Annotated in this window: 16 protein-coding genes; 11 read left to right on the forward strand and 5 right to left on the reverse strand. The window is 47.2% G+C overall.

Annotated features, from left to right (window positions below; translation table 11 throughout):
* Positions 1 to 361: 361 nt before the first annotated feature.
* The 5 genes from I6E24_RS06620 (at position 362) to I6E24_RS06640 (ending at position 9,143) form a co-directional block, all read left to right on the forward strand.
* Entirely contained in the window at positions 362 to 1,102 is a 741-nt protein-coding gene (locus I6E24_RS06620) for a (Fe-S)-binding protein (RefSeq protein WP_235327255.1), read from the forward strand.
* Entirely contained in the window at positions 1,099 to 2,466 is a 1,368-nt protein-coding gene (locus I6E24_RS06625) for a lactate utilization protein B (protein ID WP_235327257.1), read from the forward strand. The genes I6E24_RS06620 and I6E24_RS06625 overlap by 4 nt, the downstream gene beginning before the upstream one ends.
* 2 nt (positions 2,467 to 2,468) lie before the next feature.
* A complete protein-coding gene (locus I6E24_RS06630) occupies positions 2,469 to 3,083 on the forward strand; it encodes a LutC/YkgG family protein (RefSeq protein ID WP_204401675.1) in 615 nt (204 codons plus the stop codon).
* A 257-nt stretch (positions 3,084 to 3,340) separates the two neighbouring features.
* Positions 3,341 to 6,565: a carbamoyl-phosphate synthase (glutamine-hydrolyzing) large subunit gene (gene carB, locus I6E24_RS06635; protein WP_235327259.1), complete on the forward strand. Its 3,225-nt coding sequence runs from the start codon at positions 3,341 to 3,343 to the stop codon at positions 6,563 to 6,565.
* 193 nt (positions 6,566 to 6,758) lie between these two features.
* On the forward strand, positions 6,759 to 9,143 hold the full coding sequence (locus I6E24_RS06640; protein ID WP_235327261.1) for a glycosyl hydrolase family 95 catalytic domain-containing protein: 2,385 nt from the start codon (positions 6,759 to 6,761) through the stop codon (positions 9,141 to 9,143).
* Between the two features lie 180 nt (positions 9,144 to 9,323).
* Here I6E24_RS06640 and I6E24_RS06645 read toward each other — a convergent pair whose 3' ends face one another.
* From I6E24_RS06645 to I6E24_RS06655, 3 genes are all read right to left on the reverse strand, one after another.
* Complete coding sequence (locus I6E24_RS06645; protein ID WP_235327263.1) at positions 9,324 to 9,623, reverse strand: heavy-metal-associated domain-containing protein; 300 nt, start codon at positions 9,621 to 9,623, stop codon at positions 9,324 to 9,326.
* 19 nt (positions 9,624 to 9,642) lie between these two features.
* Positions 9,643 to 11,856, reverse strand: a complete 2,214-nt coding sequence (locus I6E24_RS06650; RefSeq protein ID WP_235327265.1) for a TonB-dependent receptor plug domain-containing protein — start codon at positions 11,854 to 11,856, stop codon at positions 9,643 to 9,645.
* Between the two features lie 115 nt (positions 11,857 to 11,971).
* Positions 11,972 to 12,397 (reverse strand): hypothetical protein, encoded by a 426-nt coding sequence (locus I6E24_RS06655; protein ID WP_235327267.1) that lies wholly within the window; start codon positions 12,395 to 12,397, stop codon positions 11,972 to 11,974.
* A gap of 348 nt (positions 12,398 to 12,745) precedes the next feature.
* Between I6E24_RS06655 and I6E24_RS06660 the strand changes: the two genes are divergently transcribed.
* Both I6E24_RS06660 and I6E24_RS06665 read left to right on the forward strand, forming a co-directional pair.
* The gene (locus I6E24_RS06660; protein WP_087405768.1) at positions 12,746 to 13,981 is read left to right on the forward strand and encodes a site-specific integrase; all 1,236 of its coding nucleotides are present in this window, start codon (positions 12,746 to 12,748) and stop codon (positions 13,979 to 13,981) included.
* Positions 13,982 to 14,008: 27 nt separating this feature from the next.
* A complete protein-coding gene (locus tag I6E24_RS06665; RefSeq protein ID WP_087247920.1) occupies positions 14,009 to 14,371 on the forward strand; it encodes a hypothetical protein in 363 nt (120 codons plus the stop codon).
* Between the two features lie 89 nt (positions 14,372 to 14,460).
* Here the strand turns inward: I6E24_RS06665 and I6E24_RS06670 are convergent, their stop codons facing one another.
* Both I6E24_RS06670 and I6E24_RS06675 read right to left on the reverse strand, forming a co-directional pair.
* The gene (locus I6E24_RS06670) at positions 14,461 to 14,754 is read right to left on the reverse strand and encodes a helix-turn-helix domain-containing protein (protein WP_032570631.1); all 294 of its coding nucleotides are present in this window, start codon (positions 14,752 to 14,754) and stop codon (positions 14,461 to 14,463) included.
* A 32-nt stretch (positions 14,755 to 14,786) separates the two neighbouring features.
* Positions 14,787 to 15,077 (reverse strand): helix-turn-helix domain-containing protein, encoded by a 291-nt coding sequence (locus tag I6E24_RS06675; RefSeq protein ID WP_087247925.1) that lies wholly within the window; start codon positions 15,075 to 15,077, stop codon positions 14,787 to 14,789.
* 304 nt (positions 15,078 to 15,381) lie between these two features.
* Between I6E24_RS06675 and I6E24_RS06680 the strand changes: the two genes are divergently transcribed.
* From I6E24_RS06680 to I6E24_RS06695, 4 genes are all read left to right on the forward strand, one after another.
* The gene (locus I6E24_RS06680) at positions 15,382 to 15,732 is read left to right on the forward strand and encodes a helix-turn-helix domain-containing protein (RefSeq protein ID WP_087405767.1); all 351 of its coding nucleotides are present in this window, start codon (positions 15,382 to 15,384) and stop codon (positions 15,730 to 15,732) included.
* The gene (locus I6E24_RS06685) at positions 15,729 to 16,127 is read left to right on the forward strand and encodes a helix-turn-helix domain-containing protein (RefSeq protein ID WP_235327270.1); all 399 of its coding nucleotides are present in this window, start codon (positions 15,729 to 15,731) and stop codon (positions 16,125 to 16,127) included. The genes I6E24_RS06680 and I6E24_RS06685 overlap by 4 nt, the downstream gene beginning before the upstream one ends.
* Positions 16,128 to 16,133: 6 nt before the next feature.
* The gene (locus I6E24_RS06690; RefSeq protein WP_235327272.1) at positions 16,134 to 17,795 is read left to right on the forward strand and encodes a DUF4099 domain-containing protein; all 1,662 of its coding nucleotides are present in this window, start codon (positions 16,134 to 16,136) and stop codon (positions 17,793 to 17,795) included.
* Between the two features lie 146 nt (positions 17,796 to 17,941).
* Positions 17,942 to 20,044 (forward strand): type IA DNA topoisomerase, encoded by a 2,103-nt coding sequence (locus tag I6E24_RS06695; RefSeq protein WP_235327274.1) that lies wholly within the window; start codon positions 17,942 to 17,944, stop codon positions 20,042 to 20,044.
* The last annotated feature ends 51 nt before the right edge of the window (positions 20,045 to 20,095 follow it).

A 20,095-nucleotide genomic window follows, 5' to 3' on the forward strand; every position in this document is an offset into this window, starting at 1 on the left:
TGCTTGGTCGAGTTGCTCCTCAGCAGAGCTCGCCTCCTCTTTGATCCACGAGGCAAAGTTAACACTTTCCTCCTTGAATCTACTACTTTTAAAGACCAAAACGTTGCACTTCGTTTTGGAATCTACATATATTTATCATTATTCATGATACAATATTTACCTCATGGGTATCATAAATAAAATATGATGACATGCGATTTTATAGCGCCTTAAATGAAGTGCCATTTATAACAGATGTGACCTAAACAGCTTACTTTTTTCTTAATAACCGCATATTTCTGTAACTTTTTTTATTTTTATTTTCTTGTTTATTCGATAATAACACATACCTTTGTTTTACAGAAACAAAATAGACAAAAAGATGAAAGTAGGATTATTTATTCCCTGTTATATCAATGCTGTTTATCCCGAAGTTGGAGTTGCTTCGTATAAGCTTCTTAAAAGCTTGGGGGTAGATGTTGACTATCCGTTAGACCAGACCTGCTGCGGACAGCCTATGGCGAATGCAGGGTTCGAAAACGAATCGAAGGAATTAGCCAAGAGATTCGATAGATTATTTGAAAGCTATGATTATATAGTCGGCCCTTCTGCCAGTTGTGTAGTATTTGTGCGCGATCATTATGGTAATCTGCTGGAAGGAGAAAAACATCGTTGTGCCAGCGAAGGCAAGATATATGATATCTGCGAGTTTATTCACGATGTAGTGAAACCGTCTTCCCTTCAGGCTTCATTCCCTCATAAAGTAAGCATTCAGAACAGTTGTCATGGGGTACGTCTGATGAAACTTTCTTCTCCAAGCGAATTGAACATACCTTATTATAATAAGCTGCGCGATTTGCTGTCGTTGGTAAAGGATATCACAATTGTAGAACCGGAACGTCCGGACGAGTGTTGTGGTTTTGGCGGTATGTTTGCCGTAGAAGAGCACGATGTATCAGGGCAAATGGGGCGTGATAAAGTAAAACGTCACATGGCTACGGGAGCCGAATATATTGTAGGAGCTGATGGCTCTTGTCTGATGCATCAGAACGGTATTATCTCCCGTGAGAAACTTCCTATAAAGACAATTCATATTGTTCAAATATTAGCTGCAGGACTATGAGTACGAAACATTCAAAAGCTGCCGGAAAGTTTTTGGAGAATAAAGAACTGGCAGCATGGCACGATGAAACATTGTGGATGGTTCGTGCCAAGCGTGATAAAGTGAGTAAAGAAGTTCCCGAATGGGAACATCTGCGTGATATGGCATCTGCTATAAAGATGTATAGCAACAGTCATTTGGAGAAGTTACTGTTGGAATTTGAAAAAAATGCCTTGGCCAACGGTGCCCATGTCTATTGGGCGAAAGATGCCGATGAGTATTGTTCCATTGTCTATAATATATTGAAAGGACATCAGGTGAAGCATTTTATCAAAAGCAAATCAATGCTTGCTGAGGAATGTGGACTGAATGAATTTCTGGAGAAGAAAGGTATAGATGTAGTTGAAAGCGATTTGGGAGAACGTATTCTTCAGCTTATGCACCAGCGTCCCAGTCATATTGTAATGCCCGCCATCCATATAAAGAAAGAAGAGATAGGAGAGTTATTTGTACGTGAGATGGGGACAGAACCTGGGAATAATGATCAGACTTATCTTACCCATGCTGCACGTAAAAACCTGCGCCGTAAGTTTATCGAAGCCGAAGCAGCTATGACAGGTGCAAATTTTGCTGTTGCTTCAACCGGAGAATGCATCGTTTGTACAAACGAAGGTAATGCCGATATGGGAACATCACAGCCAAAACTTCAGATAACAGCGTTCGGTATGGAGAAAATTGTACCGGACCGTGATGCACTGGGAGTATTTACCCGTCTGCTTGCCCGTTCTGGTACCGGACAGCCTATTACGACCTATACATCTCATTATCGGAAACCTCGCAAGGGAGGAGAGTTGCATATCATCATTGTAGATAATGGCCGAAGCCGTATCTTGGCCGATAAGGAACATATCAAAGCCTTGAACTGTCTTCGCTGTGGAGCATGTATGAATACCTGTCCGGTCTATCGTCGTTCTGGAGGTTACTCATATACTTACTTTATCCCCGGTCCTATAGGTATCAATCTGGGCATGCTGAAATCACCTCTTCACTACTATGATAACGTATCGGCATGTTCTTTGTGTCATTCATGTCAGAACGTGTGTCCTGCAAAGGTAGATCTGGCAGATCAGATCTATCACTGGAGACAACAACTGCATACACTGGGGGTAGCCAGCTCTTCCAAGAAACTGATGTCAGGTGGTATGAAATTCCTTATGTCGCGTCCCGCATTATTCAATTTCGCTTTAAAAAATGCTCCTATTGTAAACTCATTGCCTCGAGGCATGATATACAACGACTTGAATGATTGGGGTAAAGAACGTGAAATACCTGAATTTGCCAAAGAGAGCTTCAACGAAATGTGGAAAAAGAATAAAGTGAAATGAGTATGAGTAGCAGAGAAGACATATTACAAAATATACGCCTCAATACCAGAGTGCGTTATGAGAAACCCGATTTATCCAATTTGGAACATGAAGCTCTTACGTACGAAGATAAACTTTCGAAGTTCTGTGAGATTTTAAAACAGGTAGGAGGACAAGCTGTAATACTGAAAGATAAGGAAAATGTCAATGACGTGATAAAGGCTGCATATCCTGAAGCCAAACGCATTGCTTCAACAATAAAGGAAATAAAGACAGGAAATACAATACAGCCTATTACTTGCAGCACTTTTCATCCGGACGATGTAGAGAAACCGGGAGACCTGGATGGTACTGATGTGGCAATTGTAGAAGGACATATAGGAGTCTGTGAGAATGGAGCTGTATGGTTGACACAAGATGTGGAACAACGTGCCGTATATTTTATATCCGAAGCGCTTGTAATTATACTCGACAGGAACAATCTGGTAAATAACATGCACGAGGCTTATAAGCAAATCGATACAGGCGAATATGGCTATGGCGTATTTATCTCAGGGCCTTCAAAAACAGCTGATATCGAACAAGCGCTTGTTATGGGAGCACACGGAGCCCGCAGCGTTACGGTAATTCTGATTTGAAAATTCTTTAAAACCTGAATAAAAGCTTGCCCTTACACATAGAGCAAGCTTTTTTTATTGGTATGTCCGGCACATATATTAGCCAGTCAAACCTTTAAAATCCAATTTCAGCGAAATATTGTTCATCCAACTGATGGATGAATTGTTTAAAGGCTGACAAATACTTTGTTTTCTTCGAAATAATTGTTTTCTTTGCATATATTGTAAAACACACTGAATTGAAAAACATAAACAACCTTAAATAAAAACAACATCTTATGAAACAGAAATTTAAAAAAGTACTTGTCCTTGGTTCAGGAGCACTGAAAATAGGTCAGGCTGGTGAGTTTGACTATTCAGGTTCACAAGCCCTCAAAGCCCTGCGCGAGGAAGGAATCAAGTCTGTTCTTATCAACCCAAACATCGCTACAATCCAGACATCCGAAGGTATAGCCGACAGAGTATATTTCCTGCCTGTAAATACACACTTCGTTACTGAAATTATAAAGAAAGAAAGACCGGACGGTATTCTTCTTGCATTTGGCGGACAGACTGCATTGAACTGCGGTACCGAACTTTATCAACAAGGTATTCTCAAGGAATATGGAGTAAGCGTGCTTGGTACATCAGTCGAAGCCATCATGTACACTGAGGACCGTGACCTCTTCGTAAAGAAACTTAACGAGATAGAGATGAAGACTCCTATAAGCCAGGCAGTAGAAAACATGAAAGATGCCCTTGATGCTGCACGCAGAATAGGTTATCCGGTAATGATCCGTTCGGCATACGCACTTGGAGGTTTGGGTAGCGGCATATGCCCTAACGAAGAAAAATTTATCGAACTGGCAGAAAGTGCATTCACATTCTCACCTCAGATTTTGGTGGAAGAATCACTGAAAGGATGGAAAGAAATCGAGTTTGAAGTTATCCGTGACGCTAACGACCACTGTTTCACTGTAGCAAGCATGGAAAACTTCGACCCATTAGGAATACATACCGGTGAATCAATCGTTGTGGCTCCAACATGCTCTCTTACCGACGAACAGGTTGCAATGCTTCAGGATTTGTCGAAGAAATGCATCCGTCATCTCGGTATCGTGGGTGAATGTAACATCCAGTATGCTTTCAATGCCGAGACAAACGACTATCGTGTAATCGAGGTTAACGCTCGTCTGAGCCGTTCATCTGCCCTTGCCTCAAAGGCTACAGGTTATCCTCTTGCTTTCGTAGCAGCCAAAATCGGTTTGGGATATACACTCGACGAAATTGGAGAAATGGGTACTCCAAACTCAGCTTACAAGGCACCTGAACTTGACTATCTTATCTGCAAGATCCCTCGCTGGGATTTGACTAAGTTCGTAGGAGTTTCAAGACGTATCGGCTCAAGCATGAAGTCTGTAGGAGAAATCATGTCTATAGGACGTACTTTCGAGGAAATCATCCAGAAAGGTCTCCGTATGATTGGTCAGGGTATGCACGGTTTCGTAGGCAACGACCATACTAAGTTCGAAAACCTGGACGACGAACTTGCCAACCCGACAGACTTGCGCATCTTCGCCATTGCCCAGGCTCTTGAAGAAGGATACAGCATAGAACGTATATACGACCTTACCAAGATTGACCCATGGTTTATCGGCAAACTGAAAAATATTGTTGATTACAAGGCTAAACTCCAGACATATAACTCTCTTGAAGAACTGCCGGCCGAAGTTCTTCGTGAGGCTAAGGTTCTCGGTTTCTCAGACTTCCAGATTGCACGCTTCGTACTTAAGCCTACAAGCGGAAACATGGAGAAAGAAAATCTTGCAGTACGCGAATACCGTAAGAAGCTTGGTATCCTTCCGGCTGTTAAACGTATCAATACGGTTGCTTCAGAACATCCTGAACTGACTAACTATCTGTATATGACATACGCCGTGGAAGGTTACGATGTGAACTATTACAAGAATGAAAAATCGGTTGTGGTTCTCGGTTCGGGTGCATACAGAATCGGTTCTTCTGTAGAGTTCGACTGGTGTTCTGTAAATGCCATACAGACTGCACGCAAGTTAGGCTATAAGTCTATAATGATCAACTACAACCCTGAAACAGTATCAACAGACTACGACATGTGCGACCGTCTGTATTTCGACGAGCTTTCATTCGAACGTGTACTTGACGTAATCGACCTTGAACAGCCTCGTGGAGTTATCGTTTCAGTGGGTGGACAGATTCCTAACAACCTGGCAATGAAGCTTTACCGTCAGTCAGTGCCTATCCTCGGAACATCACCTGTATCAATCGACCGTGCTGAAAACAGAAACAAATTCTCCGCAATGCTCGACCAGCTTGGTATCGACCAGCCGGCTTGGCAGGAACTTACAAGTCTTGACGATGTAAAAGCATTTGTACAGAAGGTAGGTTATCCGGTTCTTGTACGTCCTTCATACGTATTGAGTGGTGCAGCCATGAACGTATGCTACGACGAAGAAGAACTTACAAGATTCCTGCAGATGGCAAGTGAGGTATCTAAGGAATATCCGGTTGTAGTATCACAGTTCATGCAGGAAACCAAGGAAATAGAGTTCGACGCAGTGGCACAAAACGGAGAGGTTGTGGAATATGCAATCTCTGAACATGTGGAATATGCAGGTGTACACTCAGGTGACGCTACATTGGTATTCCCAGCACAACAGATTTATTTCTCTACAGCACGTCTGATAAAGAAAATCAGCCGCCGCATCGCTAAAGAACTTAACATATCAGGTCCTTTCAATATCCAGTTCCTTGCACGCAAAAATGAGGTTAAGGTTATCGAATGTAACCTTCGTGCTTCAAGAAGTTTCCCATTCGTATCAAAGGTTCTGAAGAGAAACTTCATCGAAACAGCTACACGCATCATGCTGGATGCTCCTTATACACAGCCTGACAAATCTGCATTCGACATAGACCGCATTGGTGTCAAGGCTTCTCAGTTCTCATTTGCACGTTTGCAGAATGCCGACCCTGTATTGGGAGTTGACATGTCATCTACTGGTGAGGTAGGCTGTTTGGGCGATGACTTCAACGAAGCATTGCTTAATGCTATGATAGCAACAGGTTATAAGATTCCGAAGAAGGGTATCCTTGTTTCTTCAGGAGCTACCAAATCCAAGGTTGACTTGCTTGATGCCAGCCATGCTCTCAGCAAGAAAGGTTACAAGCTATACGCTACAGCTGGTACCGCTACATTCCTCAACTCACACGGAATACCTACAACTCCGGTTTTCTGGCCGGACGAACGCCCTGACGCAGAAAACAATGTGATAAAGATGATAGCCGAACATAAGTTCGACCTGATTGTGAACATTCCTAAGAACCACACAAAACGTGAACTTACAAACGGCTACCGTATACGTCGCGGTGCGATAGACCACAATATTCCGCTTATCACAAACGCACGTCTTGCAAAGGCATTTATCGAAGCATTCTGCTCAATGGATGAGAAAGATATCCAGATAAAGAGCTGGCAGGAATATGTATAATATTTTGTTATAAAAATAACATAACCAGTCCGGTACCTAAGGGTATCGGACTATTTTTATAAATCGGATAAATATCTGAACTGACAATCTGAAAGTGTATTGATGCATCGTTTATCATTATCATAAAAATAAAATTTAATCTATTATGAAGCGTAACACTAATAATTGCATTCATACATTTATATTAATGTATATGTTTTTAAGTTCGCTAACTACATGGGCAGAAGAAAGGAACAAGGATCTTAAGTTAAACTATGACCGTCCTGCAGAATATTTTGAAGAGACACTGGTTATAGGCAATGGAACAATGGGAGCCATAGTATACGGAGGAACGACACGTGATGTAATCTCCCTTAACGACCTGACATTATGGACAGGCGAACCGGACAGAGAAGTCACGACTCCTGACGCATATAAGGCTATCCCTAAAATACGGGAAATGCTTGATAAGGAAGACTATCGTAACGCAGACATCGAACAACGCAAAGTACAGGGACATTACAGCGAGAATTATCAGCCATTAGGCCAAGTCACAATATCATATCTGGACACATCAGCCAGAATATCTGATTACAGCCGTTCGCTCGACATAAGTAATGCAATTGCGCAAACAAAATATCTGAGAGACAACAAGCCATTCTCTTGCGAGTATTTTGCCTCAGCTCCAGACTCGGTGATTGTCATAAACCTAAAGTCTGAAAAGCCGGAAGGAATAAAAGCTGTTATTTCATTTGATTCACAGCTACCACATGCCACATCGGCAGCAGGAAACGAGATTTCATCTGAAGGATATGCAGCATATCATTCTTATCCTTCGTATTACGACGACATAAAAGAAAAACACTTATACGACCCTGAACGTGGAATTCATTTCCGCACAATAATAAAAGTTATAGCAGACAACGGTAATGTGAAAAGCTACCCGTCAGGCGAACTGAAAATTGAATCGGCAAGCGAGGTTCGTATCCTGATAGCAAATGCGACAAGCTTCAACGGTTTCGACAAAGATCCTGTAAAAGAAGGTAAAGACTATCGCAATATAGCTAAGAACCGCATAGAATTAGCCTCTGCAAAGACTTATGAGACTTTAAAAAGCAGTCATATAAACGACTACAGATATTTCTTCGACCGCGTTGAACTGTCACTCGGAGAGACAGCTCCGGAAATAGCAACTCTGCCTACAGACGAACAGCTACGCAGATATACAGACAACACTGAGAGCAATCCCGAACTGGAGGCTTTGTATTTCCAGTTTGGCAGATACTTGTTAATATCATGCTCGCGCACTCCGGGGGTTCCTGCAAACCTTCAGGGATTATGGAACGAAAAACTGCTTCCACCATGGAGTTGCAACTATACAAGCAACATTAACGTGGAAGAAAATTATTGGGCTGCTGAAACAGCCAACCTCAGTGAGATGCACCGCCCATTGATGGACTTTATAGCCAACCTGAGCCACACAGGCAAGGAAACAGCCAAAGCATATTATGGTGTTGATAAAGGATGGTGTCTGGGACAGAATACTGATATATGGGCTATGACTTGTCCTGTAGGACTAAACGTAGGAGATCCGTCATGGGCATGCTGGACAATGGGTGGAGCATGGCTCTCAACTCATATCTGGGAACACTATGTATTCACAAAAGATATTGAGATGCTCAGAAAATATTATCCTGTACTGAAGGGAGCGGCAGAATTCTGCATGAACTGGCTTATAGAGAAAGACGGCAAACTTATCACATCACCGGGAACATCTCCGGAGAACAAGTTTGTCACACCGGACGGATATATAGGTGCCACATCATACGGCTGTACTGCAGACCTGGCTATTACACGCGAATGTCTTATCGACGCGATTAAAGCTGCAGAAGTTCTGAATACAGACAAGGATTTCCGCAAGAAAGCCAAAACTACAATTTCACGTCTTTCTCCATACAAGATCGGTAAAAAAGGTAACCTTCAGGAATGGTTCCACGACTGGGAAGACGAGGATCCACAGCATCGCCATCAGTCACATCTGTTCGGACTTTATCCGGGACATCATATATCAACAGATGAAACACCTGACCTGGCAAAGGCTTGTGCCAAAACACTTGAGATAAAAGGTGACAACACTACAGGATGGAGCACAGGATGGCGAGTAAACCTCTATGCACGTCTTAAGGACAGCAATAATGCATATCACATCTACAGACGACTGCTCAAGCTGGTAACACCAGACGGATATAAAGGGAAAGATGCACGACGTGGAGGGGGAACTTATCCTAACCTTCTTGACGCGCATTCTCCATTCCAGATAGACGGTAATTTCGGCGGATGCGCAGGAGTTATAGAAATGCTTATGCAATCGTCGGAAGAAGAGATTACATTATTGCCCGCTCTTCCAGAGCAATGGAAAGACGGAAGCGTCAAGGGTATCTGTGCCCGTGGCAGCTTCGTCATAGATATGAGCTGGAAGGACGGTAAAGTGACATCCTTGAGCTTCACGTCAAGAAAAGGCGGCAAGACTCGTGTATATTTCAATAATAAATCTGTCAAGATTAACCTCAAGGCTAACGAGACCAAGCAGATTTTATAATCTGCAATCTGCCTGAATATATATTTAGCGGCTGTTTATTTACTGTTTAAGTTCTGTTTAAACAATAAATAAACAGCTGCTAAATAGTATCCAAACAGTTGATAAACCGAAACAGACATAAAAAAGCAGGGCACAAATCACCTGTACCCTGCTATAAAAATCAATATGTAAAATCTTTACTTATTTTACTTCTACATCACTGATAACCTTTGCTTCGTATTTGAACTTGGCAAATCCTTCTTTCAGTTTCTGAATATTAGTTTTCTCTGCATCGTAAGTTACAGTTACTGTACGGTTCTTGAGGTCTGTTTCCATCTTCTTTACACCTTTCTCGAAAGGTATATTCTTCTTTACCTTGTTTTCGCAGTTAACACATTCCATCTGGTCAACCTTGAATACGATTTTACGAAGTTCTTTAGCAGATACCTGAGCTGCACACATGAAAGCAGCCATGAATGTAAACAATAATACTCGTTTCATAATATAAATGTTTTAAAGATTAGTTTCTTGGTAAATTATATCTCACTCCTATATATCCTTTCGCGCCGTGCATAGGTCCCCAAATCATTGAAGCATCAAAGTTATCTCCCCAAGGATTGTCTGCACCTATAATGGCATTTTTCTGTTTGAAGTTTGTTAGGTTCTCGCCACCTATATATATTGACCAGTTTCTGAAGAAACGTGTCACCTGGAAGCTCAGCTGTTCGAATCCTTTGTATCTCTCATTCCATGACAATGTACCATCGGCAAGCGTTTCAGGTGTAGGCATACGTCCACCGCCATTCAACTGCAACGTACCGTCAAACTGCCATTTACCGAGAGGAGTCTTATAAGAAGCTGTAATCAGCCCTTTATACTTTCCGGTAAGTGCCTTTTCGTAAAGTGTTCCGTTAATAGTCTGCTTAACATCTGTCATACGCCATGCGGCAGTAAGGTTGAAACCTTCGAAGAACGGATATGTAGCCTCAATCTGGAAAACCTGTGAGTATGAGCGTCCGTCAAGATTTCCGAACGAGATCTTATGCGCATCAGATTCCATATCAATGACCAACTGGTTCTGGAAATCAGTATAGTAGTATTCGGCATTCAGATTAAGAGTCTTGCCAAAGAGAGGAATATATGTGGCAATACTCAATCCATAGTTCCATGCCTCTTCCTGGTCTATATTATCTGCTATAACCACTTTACGGCTGCTGGCAAGCATATAGCTGTTTTCGGCAAAAATATGGTTGGTACGGTAACCCTTTCCGGCTGAAGCACGGAAGTTGATATATTCGTTAGGCGCGTATTTCACATTTGCACGTGGAGTTACAAAGAAGCCATACAAATCGCTGTAATCGGCTCTCAAACCGGCCATTACCGTAAGCTTATCGCTCGGCATATATGTATATTGTGCGTATGCACCGGTTACTGCCTCTTTATCAATACCTGGAGCTACTCCATCATACTTTTCATCAAGATATATCTGGTCGTAACGGTCGTAATTCAGACTCAAGCCTGCCGACAAAGAGTGCTGCCTGGTAAATTCTGTCTCGAACAAAAGAGATGCGTATGCATTCTGCTGGTCTACATTATATATCTTACGTCCGTAAAGCGCATCCATATTGTGGATTGTACCAGAAGTGATAAGGGCAAGATTGGTATTGTGTTCCTTATTGAAGATATAAGCCTGCTTGATGAAAGCTTCATATCTGTCAGTATTCATGTCTATGCGGTAAGGGTCGGTATATGTATGTCCGCCATGAGATACCTGTCCGCTTGCACGTTCCTCATTGATAAACTTGATACCAGCCTGGAAAACATAGTGTTCGCCCATGTATGCCCATCTGTTGAACAGGTTATACTGTTCCACCTGAGGGATATCGGCAAAGCCGTCTCCATCGCTGTCATGCGCCTTTGTCTCATTCTCATAATGTGCAAAAAGCATTGTACTCCACTTGTCCGACAGTTTCACTGATGCATCAGCATTTGCCTCATAACGGTTGGTAGTACTTGCAAAAAGGTTTGCAGAGAACCAGTCTGCCTCAGCAGCCTGAGGTTTCTTGAATTCGATATTAATCTGACCTGTAAGAGCTTCGTATCCGTTCTTTACAGACGATGTACCCTTGCTCACCTGGATACTGTTCATCCATGGTCCGGGAACATATCCCAAACCGTATGGTGCCGAAGCTCCTCTGAAGTTAGGAATATTCTCTGTAAGCATCTGAACGTATGTTCCCGAAAGTCCCAAAAGCTTGATCTGCTTTGCACCTGTAGCCGCATCCGAATAGTTTACATCGACAGAGGGATTAGTGACAAAACTTTCACCGAGGTTACAGCATGCGGCACGACACAATTCATCAGAATTGATAAGCTCTGCATTTGTCACACTGCTACGCAGTTTCTGGAACCCCATCTTTCTGCCGGTCACGTTTACTTCAGCCAGCTGTACACCTTCGTTCAATACGATATCAATATATTCCTGATAAGATGCAATGCTTATAGTGTCTGTATTATATCCGATAAAACTTACAACAAGTTTGTCTGCATTGGCAGGACGTTCGAGAGTGAATTCTCCATTCATATCGGTGCTTCCACCATGCGAAGAATTCAGCCATACAAGATTTGCTCCGGGTATAGGTTCGTTGTTTGAATCTTTCACTGTACCCGTAAGAGTATTGGCCGCCATTATAGGTAAAGCGGTCAAAGACAATAAAATAGTCAAGTATTTCATTAAAAAAATATTTAGTTAAACACATTTTCATGGTGCAAATGTAGCTATTCCCTTATGCAACATGATTGCAAAGAGATACAGCACATCTGGCATAACAAAAACCAAATGTGTAAAACTAAATAATCAAGACTGAATGAAAAGCCAATAATGTCCGTCCGCTGTTACATACAGGGGGAGCATTAGGAGCCTGCGAGAATAAAAGTCCGGCAGAAACCGGAGGTATTATATTGGATACATGTTCAGGCAAATCAAAAGGCATCTGAATGAATGACACTACGTCATCTTCATGAGACACCTTAAAGAAATAATCTATATTATAATGAACATTTATACAGGAACATTCCTCTGAGACAGAAGTACATGAACTGTCATCATTTGAATGATGACAGCATCCGGACATATCAGTGTGACTGTGCGTAACTGAGGAACATGTCTGCGTCTTGCAATAAGCCGAACAGATATGTACCACCCCTGCACCTGCTCCAAGATTAAAAACCACAAGAGCAAGTATCAGTACCAATATGTTACATAGATTCTTCATCGGCTGCAAAGATAATACAAAAAAGTGAGATACTGAGCAAATCACGGAAATATGATTGAAAGTTAATGATTTATGGGATTTTGGCGATTTGAGTGAGTGCCAACTGAAACCGGGAAAAAGCCAACTTGAACCGTAATTGCGTTACCAGCTCGTTACCTGAAATCCGAACGGGTAACGGAATGGAAAAGCCCGGCAAAACATGGCAAGAACTGCAATTATACAGGCAGTTGGCAAGGTTCGGGATGAAAAAGTCTTGCGGCAGATTCGATTGCTTCGGTCTGCTGCGGTTTACATACAGGCAAACAGCTCTACACAAGGTAATTTTGCAACCATAAAAAAGTAGGAACTATGAGTAGAGCGACATTCAAGATTTTATTTTACCTCAAGCGCAACGCACCGAAGAAGAACGGGCTGATACCGGTCATGTGCCGTATCACGGTGAACGGGAAAATCGCACAGTTCAGTTGCAAGCTGGACGTGGAGGAAAAGATGTGGAGCGTGGAAACCGGACGGCTGACCGGAAGGAGCAACGTGGCTCTGGAAGGCAACCGTATGCTGGACAAAATCCGCGTGGGTGTGAACAAGGCCTATCAGGACGTGTTCGACCGTGACACTTATGTCACGGCGGAGAAGGTACGCAACGAATACCTCGGCATGGGCATGAACCACAAGACGCTGCTTGCCGTGTTCCGGCAGCACAACGAGGACTACGCCAAATTAGTGGGCAAGATGAAGAGCCAACGCAGTTACTGGAAATACTGCGTGGTTTACAAGCACCTGTCGGAGTTCATCAAAACCCGGTACAAAGTGGAGGACATCGCCCTGAAAGAGCTTGCGCCCGCCTTCATCACGGACTTCGAGCTGTTCCTCCGCGTGGAGAAAGGGCATTGCACCAACACCGTGTGGTCGTACATGATGCCTTTCCGGAGCATCATCTTCACCGCCATCAACAACGGCTGGTTGCAGCGTGACCCGTTCTATGCCTACCACATCACGAAGGAGGAAACGAAACGCGGCTACCTGACGAAAGAGGAAATCACGCAGATGATAAACTGCACGTTCAAGAGGAAGAACTATGAACTGATACGCGACCTCTTCATCTTCTGCTGCTTCACCGGATTGAGCTGGCGTGACATGGCGAACCTCACGGAAGAGAACCTGCAAGTCTCTTTCGACGGTCACCTGTGGATAAAGACAAGCCGCCAGAAGACCGGTGTGGCGACGAACATCCGCCTGCTGGACGTGGCGAAGCACATCATCGACAAATACAAAGGCGTTTCCAAAGACGGCAAGCTGCTGCCTGTCCCATGCTATAACATCTGTAAATACGGCATCAAACAGGTAGCCAGACAATGCGGGATAAACAAAAACGTGACCTGGCACCAAAGTAGGCATTCGTATGCCACGACGATATGTCTTTCCAACGGCGTACCCATTGAAACGCTGTCGAAACTGATGGGGCATACAAGCATCCGTTCGACCCAGATCTATGCGAAAATCACAGCTGAGAAGATGAGCCGGGACATGGAACAGCTCTCCCAAAAACTCGCCCCGATGGAACAGTTCATCTGCCAAGCCATTTAGAAGTTGAACCTGAAAACGAAAAGAAACATGGAAACGAGAGGCATCATAACAATAGAAGAAAAGACGGTAGTCCTGCCCGATGCCGAAGTGTGGATGACGACCGGAGAAATCGCAGGCCTGTTCTATGTGCGCGGCGTGTCGGTGGAAGCCGCCATAAGGAAACTGAAAAAGGACGGCATCGCGGACGGCGGTTCATGCCGGCGCATACGGCTACAGGAAGCAAAAGGTTATACGGAGATTTACGGCATGGAAACGGTCATAGCCCTGTCGTTCCGGTTCGACACGGGGCAGGCGGCACTGTTCCGCAAATGGCTCGCCCGGACGGTGGCGTGTTCCAAGAAAGAGCCTACGGTCTTGTTCCTGCATCATCCGCATGGGGCATACTGCTGAACGGCACAGGCACGGCCTGAAATGAACATCGGGAGCGGCAACCCGCATGAGGGTATCCGTCTCCCGATGTTTTTTACTTGCCGCAAGCGTCAGTATGCCTTGCGGTAGTTACGTTCCAGTACCTTCTGGATGTCGCTCTCGCGGTAGAGCGTCTTGCCGCCGAACAGGAAATAGGGCAATATCCCCTCGTGGCGGTACTGCTGCAAGGTGCGCCGGCTCACGTGCAGCCTTCGCGCCAAGTCCCTGTCGGTGAGGTAACGCTCGCCGCCCATCGGTGGGATGTATCCGTCGGCGAGCCTGTCCGCCATTTTCAGGCTTCTCCGGACGGACTGCATGGCGTCGGCAAGTACGCCGCAGTCCTTTGTCAATACATTGTCATTCATCTTACATAGGATTTAGTGGCACACTTCAAGTGTCAGACGGACGGTTGTCCCGTTTCGGGAACGGGCAACAGCCGTTCCACATCCTCCGGCCTGTAATAGAACTTGCGTCCGATTTGGGAATATGCAATGCCGTGCCTGTCGCGCATGGCCTGCAAGGTCTTCGGGGTTATGCTCAGCATACGGCACACGTCCTCCGTGTCCATCCATTCGGCAAGGCGGCGGTCGCCGCCCTTTTCGGCAAGCGTCCTCACCCTGTCCTCCAATGCCTTCACTCCGGCAAGGAGCATATCGAAGGCGGTCTTCTCAATGATTACTATTTCCATTCTTTCAAAATTTTATCGGTTTGCCGCAAAGTTACACAGCCGTGGGCCGGAACCGACCGGGCAAGGAAACAGTGGCAGCTTGTGGCTCTTTTTATTGTGCCACATCAGGACATGAGGGAAACAGACGGCTTGGAATGTCCGTTTGGCGGTTTTCCATGATAAAAATGCCCGTTGAAGCCCCTGCAAGGTGGAAAATCCATAAAAATCTCACGTAAGTTACGGGTAAGTACCGTGCCCGCCCCTTTGGAATAGCCGAATTTTGCTCCCGACAAATTGATTCATTAACGATTAAAGCGATTGAGAAATGGAAATCATCACGATGGAAAGCGCCGCCTACAAGGACATCGTAGGGCGCATCGAGGAAATCGCCTCCCATGTGAGGAGGCAAGGCATGGAGGGACAGCGGAACGATACCGCCTGCCTTCTGGACAGCCGCGAAGTGATGCGCCTGCTCTGTGTCAGCCGCCGCACGCTGCAACGGCTGCGCGACGAGAAGCGCATCGGGTATGTCATCATCCGGGGCGACTGCCGTTACCCTCCGGAAGAAGTGGAACGCATCATCCGGGAGAATGCGGTCAAGACTTCACCGGAGAAACCGGAGGAACTGAAACACAACTACCGGCTCCGCACGGGCGGAAAGGCGGGCAGGAAATGAAAGGAGGAACGGCTATGGAGTTTTTAGACAGACGCACTTTCGAGGACTGCATGAGGCAGGTGTTCAGCCGCCTCGACCGTCAGGAGGAGATGCTCTCCGCCATGCGCGGTGACGTGAATGAAAAGCCGCAGGGCACCGCCTTGTTGGAAGAGGACACGATGGACAACCAAGACGTGTGCATGCTGCTCCACGTGAGCAAACGTACCCTGCAACGCTACCGCAGCGACGGGCTGCTGCCCTACCGGATGCACCGCCACAAGACCTATTACCGCAGGGCGGACGTGGAACTGTTCATCAGCACCCACATGCGGGAAATACTCCGTGACAGGGCTCAGGATAAGGCGGACAATACCAAAAGAAAATCAAACGACAAAAAAACGAACCGTAAAAATTAAACTGAAATGGAACAGAAAAAGAAAAACGAGAAGGACGTGCTGGTCGTCCGCGACGAGAAGACGGGCGAAATCAGCGTAGTAGCCGGGCTGGACAGCAAGGGCTATCCGAAGACGGCTCCGGCAAAGGCGGAACACTCGCAGGACTTCCTGCGCTTCGACCGCCACGGGGACATGGTGGACAACTTCTTCAGGAACTTCTACCGCCAGTGCAAGGAGCCGACACGCTTCGGCTTCTACCGGGTGGCGGCGGACATGGCGGATGCGGTGCTGCCGGTCATCAAGGATTTGCTGAAAGACCCTGCGGCAAACGCGGAAATGCTTGCGGCGCACAAGGTGGACACTTCGGAATACCAGAAGCAGGCGGAAACAATGGAGCAGGCACAGCCGAAAGGAACGGATACCGAAAAGGCAAACAATGAAAATACCAATGAAGAAAACAACGTACAACAAAAAACAGAAGAAATGGAAGAATTGAAACAGGAACAAAGCGTACAGCCGTCCCAAGAGGGCGGAACGCCGACGGAACAAGTACAGGAACCGCCTCAGGAGCAACAGCAACAGAAGCCGGAGAAGCCGAACCTGATAGCGGATGACCAAGTGGACTGGGAGGAGCTGCGCAAGTGCGGCATCGACAGGGAAAAACTTTCGGAAAAGGACCTGAAAGCCCTGATGAACTATGGCAAGACGGGGCTGGTGACGGTGAAGCCGACTTTTGGCTACGAGAGCTACGAGCTGCAAGCCCGCCTCTCGTTTCAAAAAACGGAGGACGGCAAGCTGAAACTCACTCCGCATTTCATCCGTGACGCGCCAAGGCTGGATGTTCCCTATAAGGGCTATTCCTTTACGGACGAGGACAGGAACAACCTGAAACACACGGGAAATCTGGGCAAGATGGTGAGCGTGGCGGATGAGAGGACCGGCGAGTTCCGCCCCTCGTACATCAGCATTGACCGCCTGACGAATGAAATCGTGGATGTTCCGGCGAATAAGGTGCGCATCCCGGACAAAATCGGGCTGACCCCCGTGTCATCGGCGGAGAAGGACATCCTGCGTGCCGGGCTTGCCTTGCCCAAGGAAGTGACGCTCAAGAACGGGCGTAAGTTCCATGCCCTGCTCCAAGTGAACGCCAACAAGCGCGATGTGGAGTTCGTGCCGGGACAGAAAAATCAGAATCAGGCACAACGGCTGGCGGACAGCAGGCGTGGGCAAAACAATGACCCGTCCGACACGCAGCAGAACCAAGGGAACGAAAGCGACGGGAAGCGGCAACGCCGCAACCGCTCGTGGACGAACGAGGACGGCAGCATCCGTCCGATAGGCAAATGGCTGGACAACATCTTTACCGACCAGCAGAAAGCCGACTACGTGGCGGGCAAGACGGTGGTGCTTGCCAACGCGAAGGACGACCAAGGGCAGCCCTGCACGAAGTACCTGAAGTTCAGCCATGAGAAAGGCCGTCCGCTGACCTACTCGCAGAACCCGGACCTCGCGCAGACCGTCGCCCCGTCCAACGAGAGCCGCACGCAGCTCGCCGTGAACAACGAGGGCAAGACCAACGAAGCCACGAAGCATGTGAAGGAGCCGCTGCAACAGGGACAGACCGCCCCGAAGAACGAGACGCAGCAGAAACAGCAGACCAGAAAATCCAAAGGCATGAAGGTATCCTGATTGCCGCCACTAAATCCATCCAAAAATGATTGACGGGTGAAACGGGGAGCATACACCGCCTTGCGCGCATATCCCACAAACAAGGCCATGCCCCGTTTCCACCCCAACAAAAAACAAAAGTATCAACAGATTAAACAGAGAAAGACATGATTACCATATTGGCAGAAAAACCGAGTGTCGCCCGTGAGATAGCACGGATTGTCGGCGCAATGAGAAGAGAAGAAGGGTATTTCACAGGGAACGGCTACTACGTGACATGGGCGCTGGGGCATCTGGTGCAGCTTGCCATGCCCGACGGGTACGGTGTCAAGGGTTTTCGGCGCGACAGCCTGCCCGTCATACCCGAAAGGTTTGAACTCATACCCCGTCAGGTGAAGACAGACAAGGGCTGCAAGGCGGACGCGGCGGCGGTGAAGCAAATCAAGGTGATAACAAAATTGTGGAACGATAGCGAGGGCATCATCGTGGCGACCGATTGCGCCCGTGAAGGGGAGTTGATATTCAGGTACCTGTATGCCTACATAGGCTGCACCCTGCCGTTCCAAAGGCTGTGGATAAGCTCGCTGACCGACGCCGCCATCCGCAAAGGGCTGAAAGAACTGAAGGACGGGCACGAGTATGACAACCTCTACCTTGCCGCCAAAGCCCGAAGCGAAGCCGACTGGCTGGTGGGCATCAACGGCACGCAGGCCTTGTCGGTAGCCGCCGGGCGTGGCACGTATTCCGTAGGGCGTGTGCAGACACCCACGCTGGCGATGGTCTGCAAGCGTTTCTGGGAAAACAGGCGTTTCCAGCCCGAACCAGTACACCAGCTTCACTTTACCGTACCGTCGGTAAACGCAAGCGAAGTGGTAAAGTTCGCCTCGGTGGAGAAATGGAAAGACAAGGAAGAGGCAGCCACATTATATAATAAGGTAAAAGAACAGATGTGCGCCACCATCGTGAAAGTCGAAAAGAAGGAGAAGGTGGAGAACCCTCCGCTGCTGTACGACCTGACCACGCTCCAGAAGGAAGCGAACACGAAACACGGCTTCACGGCGGAACAGACGCTCGACCTTGTGCAGAAGCTCTACGAGGCGAAACTCGTCACCTATCCAAGAACATCGAGCCGCTACATTCCGGAGGACGTGTTTGCCGAAGTGCCCATGCTGTTCAACCGTCTGGCAAGCCATTCATCGTTTGCCGATAAAGTCAAAAGCATGGACGGACTGAACCGCCGCAGCGTGGACGCCTCGAAAGTGACCGACCACCACGCATTGCTGGTGACGCCCAACCGTCCGCTGGCGCTCTACAAGAACGAACAGCTTATCTATGACATGATTGTGGGGCGCATGATAGAAGCGTTCTCCCCGGAGTGCGTCAAGGACACGACCACCGTCCGTGCGGAGTGCGAGGGCGTGGTGTTTGAAGCCAAAGGCTGTATCGTCCGCAAGGCGGGCTGGCGCTCGGTCTATGGTGAGGACAGGGAAGATACCGTACTGCCCGACTGGAAAGAGGGCGACACGCTGGCGATGAACGGCTGCACGATGAGTTCGGGCATGACCCGTCCGAAGCCGCTGCACACGGAAAGCACCCTGCTGGCGGCAATGGAGACCGCCGGACGCGAGGGCGTGGAGGACGAGGAAGTGCGGCAGGCGTTGAAGGACTGCGGCATCGGCACGCCCGCCACCCGTGCCGCCATCATCGAGACCCTGCTCCGGCGCGAATACATGGTGCGCGTGAAGAAGTCGCTCGTGCCGACGGAGAAAGGGCTTGCCCTGTATTCCATCGTGAAGGAGATGGACATCGCCGATGTGGAAATGACCGGGCGTTGGGAGTCGGAACTGGCGGAGATAGAAAAAGGCAGGACGCCGCACGAGGCTTTCCTGCGCGACATCGAGGGCTACACCCACAAGATAACCACCGAACTGCTCGCCTGCGACAAAATCTTCGGTCACAAGGCATCGGGCTACGCCTGCCCCAAGTGCGGCACGGGCACGATGCAGTTCTACGGCAAAGTGGTGCGCTGCGACAACCCGGACTGCGCCCTGCCGGTGTTCCGCCAGATGGCGGGCAGGACGCTCACCGACACGGAAATGACCGGCCTGCTGGCAAACGGAAAGACGGGTGTCCTCAGCGGCTTCAAGAGCAAACAGGGCAAGCCGTTCAGCGCGGCGGTCGCCTTCGATACGGATTTCAACACGAAATTCATCTTTCCCGAAGCCAAAGGCGCAAGAAAAGGCACAAACATGAAAGGAAGAAGAAAATAATGACTACCTTTGCCACTGATTCATGTAATAATCTGTTTCAATTCGTTGATA

Source organism: Bacteroides caecigallinarum (genome assembly GCF_021530995.1).
GTDB classification, from domain to species: Bacteria; Bacteroidota; Bacteroidia; order Bacteroidales; family Bacteroidaceae; genus Phocaeicola; species Phocaeicola faecigallinarum.